Below are 14,906 nucleotides of genomic sequence, written 5' to 3'. Positions count from 1 at the left end.
GAAGGACTAGCAAAATTATGCTATTCGTATTATACTAACGTAAAGTGAACAAGGAGAGGGGAGAGTTGAGTGGACCCGTTAGATGTGTTAACAAACATAGAGAAAACTCTTCCGTATTATCAAGCAATTTTTAGTGCAGATGGACATAGAGTAATTGGCTATGAAGTGTTGGCGAGATTTCAAAATGAAGGGGAAATTGAAAGTCTTGGCCCATTTTTTCATGATGATGCGATTCCGGATGAATATCGCATAGAAGTTGATTATGCTGTTTTAACACAAGCGCTCGAGCATATGTTGACCCAGGAAGAACAATTTTTAATTTTTATTAACCAGAATCCTAATTTATTAATGAACGATCATGGAGAATCCTTGCTAGAATTATTGCAACTTTTCGAAAATAAAGGGTTGTCACTTGATCGAATTGTTCTCGAAATTACAGAACACAATTTTAGTGGAGATTTGGAATCACTTCAACACTTACTAAAGTATTATCAAACATATGGTATTAAGATTGCAATTGATAATATAGGAAAAGAAAGTAGTAATCTAGATAGGATTGGGTTGCTTTCACCAGATGTTTTAAAAGTAGATTTACATATTCTGAGACAAACGGATATGGCACAGTCGTATCAAGACGTATTGTACTCTTTATCGCTGTTAGCACGAAAAATGGGTGCTACGCTTCTATATGAAGATATAGAAGCCTCCTATCAGCTGCAATATGCATGGAGAAACGGGGGCAGGTATTTTCAAGGTTATTATTTACATAAGCCGGCTGCTGAACTTGTAGATCCGAACGTCTTAAAGGATAAACTAAAAGAACGTTTTGAAATGTATATCGCTCATGAAAAGAAAAAGCTGCTTGCTGTTTATCAGCTGACAGAACGCTTTCAAGATAAAATGCAGCAGGTAATGACAAAATGCAGAAAGCTAGAAACGTATGACGATATGCTGCCCGTTATTGCAGAAGAACTATCCAACGTGTGTTTTCGTCTTTACATTTGCGATGAAAATGGATTTCAAAAGTCATCTAACTATGTAAAGAAAAACGAAGATTGGGTTCTTGAGCCTGAATATGTAAAGAAAAATTGGAGCTGGCGCCCATACTTTCTTGAGAATATTATTCGAATGAGCTATGAAAAAAAAGGAATATTATCAGATTTGTATAATGATATTGAAACGGGTGAAAATATCCGAACTTTTTCGTATCCGATTGATAATATGCACTATATATTTCTTGATATTTCATATTCATTTTTATACGAAAGAGACGTTTTATAAAGAAGAAGTAAGTTGAAGTTAAACCGGCAACTAGCGAGAGTGGTTGCCGGTTTTTTCTGTTCTTTAGAAGAGAAACGGCAGTCCGCTATAGAGATATGCATAGGCAGGGAGAATTTCGGAATTCTAATAAAAAAGAAGTTAAGGAGCTGATTTAATTTGAAGAAAGTATGCTTACTTGTCTTTTTGCTGATTATCTCGTACTCAGGAAAATCTGTACATGCAGAAGTATCAGGAGAGATTAGGCATAAAATCTTTACAAATTTGCAGGATGCTTATCAGGCTCAGCTAAGATTTGCATCTTCCCATCATAATCAAGACGCTGCTCGTGAGCTGAAATTGTTTTTAGATGATAAGTATGCATCTATGTTTTTTAATGAGGCTCTCCTACAAAAAGCTCAAGGGTATGTCGGAGAAGGACCTGAATATTTAACACACTATATCCCTTTTTTTTCTTTCGATGAACAGACGAAGGTAGCTCTTTATTCCAATCAAAATAAAGCTTATGTCTATCAATTTTTTCCGTCTGTGCATAATGAACGGGTAAAATATCAAGATCATTATGAAATGATTACCTTAGTAAAAAAACAAGGGGTATGGAAAGTGCAAAAGTTTATATATAGTAAATAACACTCAAAATAGCCGGGAGAGCTTATTTTGAGTGTTTCCGTTACCCGATGTTAAGAAGTTTCTCAAGCGTTTGAAGATCAAATCCTCTGATGATTTCCTGGTCAATACGAATGGTCGGAGTGGAATAAGACTCTAACTCGGTAATCATTCGTTTCCGAGCAGAAGCATCTTTAGATATATCAAATTCTTTATAGGAAACGTGGTGATGCTGCAAAAACTGTTTAACAATTTCGCAAGGTGGGCAAGCTGGTTGTGTGTATAACTCTATAGATTTCAATGAAAGCACCTCCCTATATCAAAATGAATGATGTTAGACTGAAGTTTTGTATGATACATAGTATATCGCTATGTTATTATAATAAAAAACGACATGTATCGCTATAATAAGGCATTTTCTTACGAAAAATCACGTAAAGTACTTGTGTTTTTTTGGTATGTGGCATATAGTGAAATGGTGTCTTTTAAGTATTAGTTTAGATAAAGCATTTATTTGAATTGATATTGTAGAAAAGTCGAATGCGTAATGATGTAATAGGTGAAAGGAGAGATTATATGTCACAATTACAAGGTATTTTAACTCGTCTTGTGAATCTCCGTGAGCAAGCAAGTGGAAGTGAAGCGCCACAACGCTTCTTCGAAGTAGAGGGAAAAAGAATTTGCAGCGTGAAATATCATGCAAAAACTGAAACATACGAACTTGAAGTATATCAAGATGGTGAAAAACCAGCCGTTTATCAATTTGATAACGTTGATATGATTGCAATTGAAATTTTTGAACTTATTCATTAAGGGATAAAGCAAAACGAATGCCGCAAAGGACTTTATACTTTGCGGCATTTTTTTGTTACTGCTTATGGATTTTTGCGGTGGCTTCTGCCCTATTTTACCGATAAATATCGACAACGTGAAAGCAGATTTTCTGAGAAATAGATGGAACGGGTCGAGTGCTGTAAAAAAACTTAAATAAAATATTCAGATACTTCTGAACTTTCGTTGACACTTGTTTTAAAAAAATCTAGACTTAGCATATAGGGAGAACATTAAGGGCTTCTGCTACTATGTTCTCTTAAAGATTTGCATTTACGTAAGCAAGCTATTTTCATTTTGTAGCTTGTTCTTTTTCTCTTTACACACGTGGAAGTTGTAAGAAACGAAAGGAGAATGCATAAATGATTGATATTAATCAAAATCAGTTAAATCAAATTGAGATTCGAGATTTGCTTGTTACTTCTGATAAAGTCGCTCATGTTCAAGTGGGAAATAATTTAGAACATGCTTTGCTTGTGTTAACGAAGACTGGATATACGTCCATTCCCGTATTAAATCCAAGATTTCAGCTGCAGGGGTTCGTGAGCATGACGCTTATTTTAGATTCAATTTTAGGATTAAAGCGCATCGAATTTGAACGATTAGAAACCATGAAAGTAGAAGAAGTTATGAACCAAAACGTTCCTCGGATCTCCATGAAAAAATCCATACAGAAAGTCATGAATGCCATGATTAACCACCCTTTTTTATGCGTAGAGAATGAAGAGGGCATTTTTGAAGGGATTTTAACACGAAGAAATTTGTTAAAGTCATTAAGAAAACACTCCATTATTCTTCCGAAGGAGTCATTTCAATAATTTTTTTAAGAAATGATGTTTGAGCCTATCTTTCTCCGTTTTTTTCTTATATGATAAAGGTAAAATGAAAGTAAAAAGAGGCTTGAAAGGAATAACTGAATGCAATTAATAGAATGTCGAATGCTCGTTGTATTAGCTCAAGAATTAAATATGAGAAAAGCTGCAGAGAGATTATTTGTATCGCAACCAGCTTTATCACAGAGGCTGCAAACCATTGAAAAAGCATGGGATACACAAATCTTCATTCGTTCGCAAAAAGGACTGTCATTAACGCCTGCTGGAGAAAAGATTGTTCAATTTGCAAAAGAAGTGGTAGAAAAAGAAGATCGGGTTCGTGAGGACTTGCATCATTTAGATAATGAAGTATATGGTACACTCAAACTAGCGGTGGCTTCGATTATTGGACAGCACTGGCTACCGGCGGTGTTAAAACGATATATGGATCGCTATCCACATGCTAAAATCTCCCTTGTAACCGGCTGGAGCAGTGAAATGCTTCGTTATCTGTACGAAGATGAGGTACATATTGGAATCATACGTGGAAACCCGGATTGGAAAGGCGTCAAAGAACATTTGTTTACAGATCCTCTTTATCTAGTTGATTCAGAAATTGAAAGGGCAGCGGAAGTAGTAAATACTCATCGACCATTTATTCAATTTAAAAGTGACTCAACGTATTACCAAGAAATTTTAGAATGGTGGCATCGAGAGTTTCACACTACACCGAAGCGTACGATTGTAGTCGATCAGATTGAGACGTGTAAGCAAATGGCTTTAAATGGTCTTGGCTTCGCTATTTTACCATCAATTGCTATTAAAGAAGCTGGAAACCATATTCACCGGACGCCGCTTCTAAAAGCAAATGGGGAACCAATTACGCGAGACACTTCCTTAGTTGGGTATGAATCAGCGTTTAAACTGAAGCAAGTTCGAGCATTTGTCGATATCGTACGTGAATATGTAAGAGAAACGGTCTAAAGCGAGCTCATGTGCTCGCTTTTTTTATTTGCAATCGTTATCTTTTTATTAAAACGATAATGATGCTTGTCATTGTGAAAGCATTTTGTTACATTAAATGAGACATTGCTTACTTAGGAGGAATACATAATGAAAATGATGGATGCTAATGAGATTATCTCATTTATTCAAAACAGCACAAAATCAACACCGGTAAAAGTTTACGTAAAAGGTGAAGTAGAAGGAATTGACTTTGGTTCTTCTTCTAAAACATTCGTAACGGGCAACACAGGTGTGGTATTTGGTGAATGGAAAGAAATCAAAGCTGCTATTGAAGCAAACGAAGGAAAAATTGAAGACTATGTAATTGAAAACGATCGCCGCAACTCTGCGATTCCTTTATTAGATATGAAAGGAATCAAAGCTCGTATTGAGCCAGGCGCTATTATTCGTGATCAAGTTGAAATCGGTGATAACGCTGTTATTATGATGGGTGCATCTATTAACATCGGCTCTGTGATCGGTGAAGGAACAATGATTGACATGAATGTAGTACTTGGTGGTCGTGCAACAGTAGGTAAAAACTGTCACATCGGCGCAGGTTCTGTATTAGCTGGTGTTATTGAGCCACCTTCTGCAAAACCAGTTGTAGTAGAAGATGATGTAGTAATTGGTGCTAATGCTGTTGTTCTTGAAGGTGTAACAGTAGGTAAAGGTGCTGTAGTTGCTGCAGGTGCAATTGTAGTAGAAGATGTAGCTCCTTACACAGTAGTAGCAGGTACGCCGGCTCGCGTTATTAAAGAAATTGACGAAAAAACAAAGTCTAAAACAGAAATCAAGCAAGAATTGCGTCAGTTAAACGAAGAATAAGAAAAACGATTAGTTTGCGCTTTTTCTTTGCTGAATTAAAAGGTTTTAGCGATTCAGATCCTGAATCCTTAAACATTGTCATATGGACAAGTTGAAAGCGTGGGTAACCACGCTTTCTTCTTTATTTCGTGAGGAGGATATACACATGGCTGAAAATGAATTTGTGAAAATAAGAAGAGAGCTACATAAAATTCCTGAATTAGGGTTCAAAGAGGTAAAAACACAGCGTTTTTTGCTTGACTATATTAAAAATCTTCCGCAAGAGCGCTTAGAAGTGAAGACATGGAAAACAGGAATCTTTGTTAAAGTACATGGTACAAACCCAACTAAAACAATAGGCTACCGAGCGGATATTGACGGTCTTCCTATTACAGAAGAAACCAATTATTCTTTTCAATCACAGCATGAAGGACTCATGCATGCCTGCGGACATGATATGCATATGGCCATTGGGCTAGGAGTACTAACTTACTTTGCTCAGCGCGAAATCAAAGATAATCTACTGTTCATCTTCCAACCTGCAGAGGAAGGTCCCGGCGGAGCGCAGCCAATGCTCCAAAGCGACATCATGAAAGAATGGCTTCCGGATTTCATCTTCGCCCTCCACGTAGCACCTGAATATCCGGTTGGCTCAATTGCGCTGAAGGAAGGGTTACTATTTGCTAACACGTCTGAGTTATTTATTGATTTAAAAGGAAAAGGCGGTCATGCTGCTTATCCACATACAACAAATGATATGGTGGTTGCTGCATGTCAGCTTGTTTCACAGCTTCAAACAATTGTCGCTCGCAACGTTGATCCGTTAGACAGCGCTGTAATTACAGTAGGGAAAATTCAAGGTGGGACGGTTCAAAATATTATTGCGGAGCGAGCTCGAATAGAAGGGACCATTCGTACGCTATCTCCTGAATCAATGAAGCGTGTTAAAGAGCGAATTGAAGCGATTGTTAAAGGGGTAGAGGTAGGGTATCAGTGTGAAACAGCCATTGATTATGGCTGTATGTATCACCAAGTATATAATCATCATGAAGTTACGGAAGAGTTTATGGAGTTTGCCAAAATGCAAACGAACGTGGATGTTATTGAGTGCAAAGAAGCAATGACAGGAGAAGATTTTGGCTATATGCTAAAAGATATTCCTGGACTTATGTTTTGGCTTGGCGTTCAGTCTGAATATGGCCTTCATCATGCAAAGCTGCAGCCTCATGAAGAAGCAATAGATATTGCAATTTCACTTATTACGCAATATTTTGAACATAAAGGCAATCAATAAATCGTATAATCATTTTTCCTTATGGCTAAATTAATAGCATGAGGAGGTGGGCAACGATGGCACGAATTGGTGTAGAATACGGTTTAACAGATGTACAGGCTGCACTTCAGCAGCTCGGACATGAAGTGGTACAATTACGCAACGAAAGTGATGCACAAGGGTGCGATTGCTGTGTTGTAACAGGACAGGATTCAAACGTAATGGGGATTTCCGATGCAGTAACGCAAGGCTCAGTTATTACAGCTAGCGGATTAACGGCAGAAGAAATTTGTCAGCAAGTAGGCAACAAGGTCCAAGGATAAAAGAAAGCCGAAGGGATAAATCCTTCGGCTATTTTTTATGCATGCTGAGGCTGCTTGGCATCTTCAGGCTGTGTTTTATCAATATTTACTTGATGAGGGAATGGAATATCAATACCGTTTGCGTCAAACGCCTCTTTAAATTCTTTGCGCAGCTGACGTTCAACACCCCACTGTTCACCGTTTTTAGCTTTGCCTACTACGCGAAGCACAACGTCGGATGCACCTAGGCCCTGAACTCCTATGACGCTTGGTCCTTCTACAATGTTTTCGTTTGTCGCAGCAACGCGCTCGCATACTTTTTCTAGTACGGAAATAGCTTTGTCAATATCATCATCATACGAAATACCAATATCAATTAGTGCGCGCATATTGCCTCGGGAATGATTGCTTAAGCTTGTAATTTCACGGTTAGGCACATAGTGAAGAGTTCCATCAAATCCGCGAATTTGAGTAGTACGAAGACCTACTGATTCGACAATTCCTGAAAAACTTCCAGTTGTTACATAGTCGTCTACATCAAGCTGTTTTTCAAGAAGTAAAAAGAAACCTGTTACAACGTCGCTAACAAGTCCTTGAGCACCGAACCCGATTGCTAAACCCACAACCCCGGCACCTGCTAATAGAGCTGTTGCATGGATATTAACTGCTTCAAGCAACATGACGACAAAAATAAAAATAAGTACATATGAAAACACATTAACGGTTAAACTTTTGAGTGTAAGCATACGGCCGCGCGTAGCATTTTCACGCTCACTCATTTTATCAAAGGAACGTTCAATAATTTTTTTACCAACTGCTCGTACAAGTAAAAATACAATGGTAATTGCAATAAGTTTTAACACAATAACCCCAGCATTGGTAAGAAGATGTTCCCAGTTTATGTCTTGCATCTTAAACATAATTTGTTCATCCTTCCTATGTTCTGTTTCAATAGTGTAAGTGGGAATCTATTCTGTGGAAAAGATTTTGTAAGAGTATGAGCACATTTGTTTATTCCCGATATTAGACATGCTAAACTGAGAAGGTAAATAAATGCAACCCTTTTATAGCATTCTTTTGCTGAAGCCTGGGTTTAACTTGCCTCAAAGGAGGGCATAACAATTATGTTATCATTATAGGGTGTTGTTTAAATTCATTCTTAATTAATATTGACTAAAAAAACAATATCTATTATAATGAAAACCGTTATAACAGTACATAAGTGAGAATGTTTTATACATTTTCTCATTTAATAATTATTTGGAGGGATCATGTATGCCAGAACGTATGGTAGGTAAACAAGCTCCACGCTTTGAAATGGAAGCTGTATTATCAAACAAAGAATTCGGTAAAGTTAGCTTAGAAGAAAATATTAAGAATGACAAATGGACAGTATTATTCTTCTATCCAATGGACTTTACATTTGTATGTCCAACAGAAATCACTGCACTTTCTGACCGTTATGATGAGTTTGAAGATCTTGACGCAGAAGTAATCGGTGTTTCTACAGACACAATCCATACACACTTAGCTTGGATCAACACTGATCGTAAAGATAATGGTTTAGGTGATCTTAAATATCCATTAGCAGCTGATACAAATCACGTTGTTTCTCGTGAGTACGGCGTTTTAATTGAAGAAGAAGGTGTAGCACTTCGCGGTTTATTCATCATCAGCCCAGAAGGCGAATTACAATATTCAGTTGTAAACCACAACAATATTGGCCGTGACGTTGATGAAACTTTACGTGTTCTTCAAGCGTTACAAACTGGCGGACTTTGCCCAGCTAACTGGAAACCAGGTCAAGCTACTTTAAACGCATAAGCACAACGTTTAAAAGGTCTAACGTCCACGTTAGGCCTTTTTTCATCGAATAATAAAGAACATATAGTCAATAATAGTAAAAATAAGGGAGGCTTTTATTCATGAAATTACGTCAGCCAATGCCTGAATTAAAGGGCGCTACAGAATGGTTAAACGGAGAGGTAACAAAAGAGCAGCTAATCGGCGAAAAGCCAACGCTTATTCATTTTTGGTCAGTAAGCTGTCATTTATGTAAAGAAGCAATGCCTCAAGTAAACGAATTTCGCGATCAATACAAAGAACAATTAAACGTAGTAGCAGTTCATATGCCGCGCTCTGAAGATGATTTAGATTTAACAAAAATTAAAGAAGTAGCAGCAGAACATGATATTACGCAGCCGATTTTTGTAGACAGTGAACATAAATTAACGGATGCATTTGAAAATCAATATGTACCGGCATATTACGTATTTGACAAAACAGGTCAGCTACGCCATTTCCAAGCTGGCGGAAGTGGTATGAAAATGCTTGAAAAGCGCGTGAATCGTGTATTAGGCGAGAACGAATAAATACAGGCAATTGTAACAGGTGAAAAGCATTCGATGCTTAGTAGAACTTGCATCGAATGTTTTTCTTTTTTGTGTATAGGAAGTAACTGATAAAAGAAATATAAAAATGTGGATTTTTTCTTGTGAGTTTACACCATACTAACACTAACAACATGATACGAAACTTACTATTGGAGGTAATTTACATATGAAATTAGGTATGATTGGTTTAGGAAAAATGGGAGCAAATTTAGTATTAAATTTACTAGATCATAACCATTCTGTGGTAGCATTTGATGTTAACAACGAAGCAGTACAGAAAGTGTCAGAAAAGGGAGCAGAAGGTGCTTCTTCAATTAAAGAATTAGTAAGCAAATTAGAAAAACCACGCATTGCTTGGGTAATGGTTCCGGCTGGGGAGCTAACGGAAAAAGTAATTTCCGAGCTCCAAGAACTACTTGAAGAAGGAGATATGATTATCGAAGGCGGTAATTCCAAGTATAAAGATTCTGTACGACGTGCTGCAGCTTCTGCTGAAAAAGGAATTCACTACTTTGATGTTGGAACAAGCGGCGGAATGGAAGGTGCTCGAAATGGCGCTTGTATGATGATTGGGGGAGATAAAGAAGCATTTGCTACAATCGAACCTATTTTCCGCGACATCAACGTAGACAACGGCTATCTCTATTCAGGTGCAGCAGGAAGTGGTCACTTCTTGAAAATGGTTCATAATGGAATTGAGTACGGCATGATGCAAGCAATTGCCGAAGGATTTGATGTGTTAGAGAAAAGTGAATTTGACTATGACTATGAAGCTGTAGCCCGCGTATGGAATAATGGCTCAGTTATTCGCTCATGGTTAATCGAATTAATGGAACGCGCATTTTCAAAAGATGCGAAACTTGACAGTATTCGAGGAGTCATGCATTCTTCTGGTGAAGGAAAATGGACGGTTGAGTCAGCTTTAGATTTACAAGTGCCAACGCCAGTTATTGCTCTATCGTTAATGATGCGCTATCGCTCACTTGAAGATGATACGTTTACAGGTAAAGTAGTTGCCGCACTTCGCAATGAATTCGGTGGACATGCAGTGGAAAAACAATAAAAAAAAGATCAGCGATGAGCTGATCTTTTTTTATGACTATTTACCTTTTTTTGATAAAATATCTAAAAATTATGGTAATTTATTTCGGGAACCGATATATTTAAATATATGTGGCACATTTTATCCAAGGGAAAGGACGGGGTATATGGGAACGTTTAAAAAACTAAAAGATTTTTATTTGCCGTACCGAATGTACTTTTTCTATTCTGTTATTTGTTTGTTATTTGTAACCTCAATCACTGTGATTTACCCTATTGTGTTGCAATATACGATTGATCATATTGTGTTAGGAAAACAATATCAGCTAGTCGATAATGTAGCATTTATTTTTATTGGATTGATGATCGTCAAAGGTATTTTTACATATATTCAGCAATATTACGGTGACTTATTTGGGATTAAGTCCGTGTATACTCTTCGCAATAAACTTTACCGCAAACTTCAATATTTACCTTTTTCTTATTATGACAACGCTAAAACAGGGGACTTGATGTCCAGGTTGACAGCTGACGTAGAAGGATTTCGCTTTTTTCTATCCTTTGGCTTCTCAGAATTAATTCGCTTCGTTATTTTACTTACTGCCAGCTTTTCCGTTATGTTCTATTACTCTATTTCACTCACTCTTATCACAATCTGCTTGCTGCCTTTTTTAGGAGTAGCTGTTTATCGTTTTGATAAACGCGTCCATCCAGCGTTTCGCTTAATTCGCCAATCGTTTGGGGACCTTAATACAAATGTTCAAGAAAATATAAGCGGGATACAGACGGTCAAATCATTATCAAGAGAAAAATTTCAAACCTCCAAATTTAACGATTCCAATGGGGTTTATAAAAATCGAAACATTGAAACAGCGAATGTGTGGGCAACTTATTTCCCGTTAATGGAATTTATAGGGAATTTATCTATTGTGGGTCTCCTTGCGTACGGAGGAGCGCTTGTTATGAACGGCAGCGTACACCCGGGGGAGCTTGTTGCTTTCTTTAGCTTAACCTCTTATTTGATGTGGCCTATTATGAATCTAGGGTTTGTTATTAATATGTTTTCACAGTCTAAAGCCTCAGGCGAAAGGCTATTAGAAATTTTAGAAGAAGAAGAAAAAGTCCATGAGCATTCCGGAAGTTTCTCTATTAATGGAACGGTCGAGTTTCAGCATGTTAGCTTATCCTATCCAAACGAAGAAAAAAAATCGCTTGAGAACATATCATTTTCTGCTTCTAAAGGGAAAGTAGTAGGTTTAATTGGAGCAACTGGAGCCGGCAAAACAAGCTTAACACAGCTGCTCACGAGGTTTTACGAACCCACTTCAGGACAAATCTTAGTTAACCATCGTCCGATTAAAGAGTATCCACTCTCTGTTCTCCGGAAAGAAATTGGCTTTGTACTTCAAGAAACGTTTCTGTTCTCAAGCAGTATAGGGACCAACATCTCCTATGGCGTGCCAGGGATTTCTAGAGAAGACATTGTTAATGCTGCAAAACGAGCACAGGCGCATGACTTTATTATGGAGCTTCCAGATGGATACGACACGATGCTGGGAGAGAGAGGACTGGGGTTATCAGGTGGACAAAAGCAGCGCATTGCGATTGCACGAGCGCTTATCTTAAACCCTAGCATCTTAGTATTAGATGATGCCACGAGTGCCGTTGATATGAAAACAGAAAGAGAAATTCAATTGGCTTTAAAAGAAGTGATGAAAAATCGTACTACGTTTATTATCGCACATCGCCTTTCTTCTTTGAGACATGCCGATGAAATCTTGGTCTTACATGAGGGTCGTATAAAAGAGAGAGGAAACCACGAAACGCTCATTCAAAAGCAAGGGATTTATAAAAATATTTATGATATTCAATATGAAAGCAATACGTCGGTGATGAACGTCTAACAAGGGAGGAATAGAATGGAAGCCGAAAAAAATAAAGTTGTTCGAGAGCGCTTTTATTATCAAACAGATCAAATCATTGATAAGATGTTTAACTGGAAGCAAATGGCCCGCTTGTTTCGTTATCTTCATCCATATCGAAAAAACTTGCTTCCTTTCTCGTTTTTTATGGTCATTATCACTACGGTAATTAGACTTGCTATTCCTATTTTGATAGGTGTATATACGCTTGATCATGCTGTAAAAGACAAGAACAGCACGCTGCTCATGCAGTTAGTTATCATAATTTTTAGCTTGTATGTCCTATCGTCTATTGCGAATGTCTTTCGAATTAAATGGATGAACCAACTTGGACAGCATGTTATATATGATTTAAGAAAGCATTTATTTACGCATGTTCAAGGGCTGTCGCACCGTTTTTTTGATACACGTTCAGGAGGCTCTATTCTTGTAAGGATTATGAATGATATTAACTCTCTTCAAGATTTATTTACCAACGGGGTAGTTAACCTATTTATGGACTTCTTATTGTTAGTGGGGATTGTGGTTATATTATTTTCTCTCAGTCCTGCTTTGACATGTGCTGTTTTAGTCATTTTACCGATTATGTTTTTGATTTCTACAAAGTTGAGAAGAAGAATCCGTCGGTCATGGCAAGTTGTTCGTATGAAACAGTCAGTGTTAAATTCACATTTAAATGAGAGTATTCAAGGCATTCGTGTCACTCAATCATTTGCTCAAGAACAAGAAAATATGCTGTTTTTTGAACGTATAAACAGTGAAAATTATGAGAGTTGGAGGCAAGCTACTCGAAAGAATGCTATGTTTAGACCGTTTGTAGAACTCACAAATGCTGTTGGAACGGCTATTTTGATTTGGTTCGGTGTTGTACTTATTCAAGATGAACGGCTAACAATTGGGATTTTTGTATCATTTGCTTTTTATCTTGGGATGTTTTGGGAACCGATTTCTCGTTTAGGGCAAGTGTACAATCAGTTATTAATGGGAATGGCTTCATCCGAACGCATTTTTGAATTTTTAGATGAAAAACCTCTCGTCGCAGACTTGGAAACCGCTACGCCTTTAGAGGATATGAAAGGAAAAGTTGAGTTCAAGCATGTTTCATTTTCGTATGATGGGAAGCGGAAAGCTCTAAATAACGTATCAATTGAAATAAAAGAAGGGCAGACGGTTGCTTTAGTGGGGCATACTGGATCTGGGAAAACATCCATTGCTAATTTAATTACGCGTTTTTATGATGTGAGTGAAGGGCAAATTTTAATTGATAATATGCCTATCCAAGACATTACTTTAGCGAGTTTACGAGCGCAAATTAGTATTGTGCTGCAAGAAACATTTATTTTTTCAGGAACCATTATGGAAAACATTCGGTTTGGAAAACCGGATGCTACTGATGATGAAGTGATCAAGGCAGCAGAAGCGGTAGGAGCTGCGGATTTTATAAAGCGTCTGAAAAAAGGCTATGATACAGAAGTAGAAGAGCGGGGAAACGTCTTATCCGTAGGGGAGCGTCAACTGATTTCGTTCGCTCGAACGCTGTTGGCTAATCCTCGTATTATCATTTTAGATGAAGCGACAGCAAGCATCGATACAGAAACAGAAGTGAAAATTCAACAGGCGCTTAAAACGCTGTTACAAGAAAGAACAGCCATCATGATTGCTCATCGGTTATCTACTATAAGAGAAGCAGATAATATCGTTGTATTAGATCACGGAAGCGTTATTGAGACAGGGAATCACGTGGAGCTTATGCAGCAAAAAGGCGTGTATTATTATCTTGTTCAAACCCATGCTACAGCTTGAAAAACAGAAAGAGCTAATCTTTCTGTTTTTCTGTGAGAGATAGGAAAGTATAAGCGTCTTTCAGGGGAAATGAGGTTGGTATAAAAGAATTGTGGTAAAATAACGGTAGTTCAGATTTTTTCCTGTACATAATGGAGGAATTTAAATGAAAAAAGAATTTGCAGTTATCGGATTAGGTAGATTCGGAGGAAGTATTTGTAAAACGTTAAGTGATCAAGGAATGGAAGTTCTGGCGATTGACATTGATGAAGAAAAGGTAAATGAGTATGCTAACGTTGCTTCCCACGCAGTGGTAGGCGATTCGATGGACGAAGGGGTTCTAAAAAGTTTAGGAATTCGCAATTTTGACCATGTTATCGTAGCTATCGGTGATAATATTCAGGCAAGTATTTTGACGACCCTTATTCTAAAAGAGCTGGGCGTTGAAAAAATAACGGTAAAGGCTCAAAATGATTATCATGCCAAAGTACTATCAAAAATTGGGGCTAATTTTATCGTGCATCCTGAACGAGATATGGGACGAAGAATTGCCAATAATATGATTTCAAACAGTGTGCTAGATTATTTAGAGCTATCTGAAGAACACAGCATTGTAGAATTAGTAGCGAGCAAAAGAATGGCTGGCAATACGTTAATTGAGTTAGACATTCGTGCGAAATATGGCATTAACATTGTAGCTATTAAGCGCGATCGAGATATCATCGTTTCGCCTCAAGCGTCAGAAACGATTCAAGAAGGGGACGTGTTGATTGTTATTGGAGCAGATGCAGATATTAACCGCTTCGAAAATAAATTTGCCAATGCTTAATCTAAAAAAGAGCGGATGCGATCGC

Annotated in this window: 16 protein-coding genes; 14 read left to right on the top strand and 2 right to left on the bottom strand. The window is 37.6% G+C overall.

Going from position 1 to position 14,906, the window contains the following annotated elements; genetic code table 11:
- The first annotated feature begins 69 nt into the window (after positions 1-69).
- Both ACLHDF_RS09915 and ACLHDF_RS09910 read left to right on the top strand, forming a co-directional pair.
- Complete coding sequence (locus ACLHDF_RS09915; protein ID WP_413918686.1) at positions 70-1,281, top strand: EAL-associated domain-containing protein; 1,212 nt, start codon at positions 70-72, stop codon at positions 1,279-1,281.
- A gap of 156 nt (positions 1,282-1,437) precedes the next feature.
- Positions 1,438-1,908 (top strand): DUF3993 domain-containing protein, encoded by a 471-nt coding sequence (locus ACLHDF_RS09910; RefSeq protein WP_413918685.1) that lies wholly within the window; start codon positions 1,438-1,440, stop codon positions 1,906-1,908.
- Between the two features lie 40 nt (positions 1,909-1,948).
- Here the strand turns inward: ACLHDF_RS09910 and ACLHDF_RS09905 are convergent, their stop codons facing one another.
- Positions 1,949-2,185 (bottom strand): glutaredoxin domain-containing protein, encoded by a 237-nt coding sequence (locus ACLHDF_RS09905; RefSeq protein WP_413918684.1) that lies wholly within the window; start codon positions 2,183-2,185, stop codon positions 1,949-1,951.
- Positions 2,186-2,460: 275 nt separating this feature from the next.
- Here ACLHDF_RS09905 and ACLHDF_RS09900 point away from each other — a divergent pair, with 275 nt between their 5' ends.
- From ACLHDF_RS09900 to ACLHDF_RS09875, 6 genes are all read left to right on the top strand, one after another.
- Complete coding sequence (locus ACLHDF_RS09900) at positions 2,461-2,697, top strand: YkuJ family protein (RefSeq protein ID WP_013056035.1); 237 nt, start codon at positions 2,461-2,463, stop codon at positions 2,695-2,697.
- 380 nt (positions 2,698-3,077) lie between these two features.
- Positions 3,078-3,533 carry a cyclic-di-AMP-binding protein CbpB gene (cbpB, locus tag ACLHDF_RS09895; RefSeq protein ID WP_413918683.1) on the top strand — a complete coding sequence of 152 codons (456 nt, stop codon included), beginning with the start codon at positions 3,078-3,080 and terminating at the stop codon, positions 3,531-3,533.
- A 99-nt stretch (positions 3,534-3,632) separates the two neighbouring features.
- Positions 3,633-4,511: a LysR family transcriptional regulator gene (locus tag ACLHDF_RS09890; protein WP_251395302.1), complete on the top strand. Its 879-nt coding sequence runs from the start codon at positions 3,633-3,635 to the stop codon at positions 4,509-4,511.
- Between the two features lie 129 nt (positions 4,512-4,640).
- Entirely contained in the window at positions 4,641-5,360 is a 720-nt protein-coding gene (gene dapD, locus ACLHDF_RS09885) for a 2,3,4,5-tetrahydropyridine-2,6-dicarboxylate N-acetyltransferase (RefSeq protein ID WP_013082280.1), read from the top strand.
- A gap of 145 nt (positions 5,361-5,505) precedes the next feature.
- Positions 5,506-6,633, top strand: coding sequence for an N-acetyldiaminopimelate deacetylase (locus ACLHDF_RS09880; RefSeq protein ID WP_413918682.1), 1,128 nt, complete (start codon positions 5,506-5,508; stop codon positions 6,631-6,633).
- A 56-nt stretch (positions 6,634-6,689) separates the two neighbouring features.
- Positions 6,690-6,935 carry a YkuS family protein gene (locus tag ACLHDF_RS09875; protein WP_013056040.1) on the top strand — a complete coding sequence of 82 codons (246 nt, stop codon included), beginning with the start codon at positions 6,690-6,692 and terminating at the stop codon, positions 6,933-6,935.
- 35 nt (positions 6,936-6,970) lie between these two features.
- On the opposite strand, the gene ACLHDF_RS09870 is transcribed toward ACLHDF_RS09875, so the two are convergent.
- Positions 6,971-7,834, bottom strand: coding sequence for a mechanosensitive ion channel family protein (locus tag ACLHDF_RS09870; RefSeq protein WP_413918681.1), 864 nt, complete (start codon positions 7,832-7,834; stop codon positions 6,971-6,973).
- Between the two features lie 355 nt (positions 7,835-8,189).
- Between ACLHDF_RS09870 and ACLHDF_RS09865 the strand changes: the two genes are divergently transcribed.
- The 6 genes from ACLHDF_RS09865 (at position 8,190) to ACLHDF_RS09840 (ending at position 14,881) form a co-directional block, all read left to right on the top strand.
- A complete protein-coding gene (locus tag ACLHDF_RS09865; RefSeq protein ID WP_014461006.1) occupies positions 8,190-8,738 on the top strand; it encodes a peroxiredoxin in 549 nt (182 codons plus the stop codon).
- 101 nt (positions 8,739-8,839) lie between these two features.
- Complete coding sequence (locus ACLHDF_RS09860) at positions 8,840-9,286, top strand: TlpA family protein disulfide reductase (RefSeq protein WP_413918680.1); 447 nt, start codon at positions 8,840-8,842, stop codon at positions 9,284-9,286.
- Positions 9,287-9,473: 187 nt separating this feature from the next.
- Positions 9,474-10,370, top strand: a complete 897-nt coding sequence (gene gnd / locus ACLHDF_RS09855) for a phosphogluconate dehydrogenase (NAD(+)-dependent, decarboxylating) (RefSeq protein WP_413918679.1) — start codon at positions 9,474-9,476, stop codon at positions 10,368-10,370.
- A gap of 145 nt (positions 10,371-10,515) precedes the next feature.
- Entirely contained in the window at positions 10,516-12,252 is a 1,737-nt protein-coding gene (locus ACLHDF_RS09850; RefSeq protein WP_413918678.1) for an ABC transporter ATP-binding protein, read from the top strand.
- Positions 12,253-12,267: 15 nt separating this feature from the next.
- On the top strand, positions 12,268-14,073 hold the full coding sequence (locus ACLHDF_RS09845) for an ABC transporter ATP-binding protein (protein ID WP_413918677.1): 1,806 nt from the start codon (positions 12,268-12,270) through the stop codon (positions 14,071-14,073).
- 145 nt (positions 14,074-14,218) lie between these two features.
- Positions 14,219-14,881 carry a potassium channel family protein gene (locus ACLHDF_RS09840; protein ID WP_413918676.1) on the top strand — a complete coding sequence of 221 codons (663 nt, stop codon included), beginning with the start codon at positions 14,219-14,221 and terminating at the stop codon, positions 14,879-14,881.
- Positions 14,882-14,906: the final 25 nt, after the last annotated feature.

It is taken from the genome of Priestia megaterium, from assembly GCF_046599315.1.
GTDB classification, from domain to species: domain Bacteria; phylum Bacillota; class Bacilli; order Bacillales; family Bacillaceae_H; genus Priestia; species Priestia megaterium_F.
This window is presented reverse-complemented; position numbering and strand designations above follow the sequence as displayed.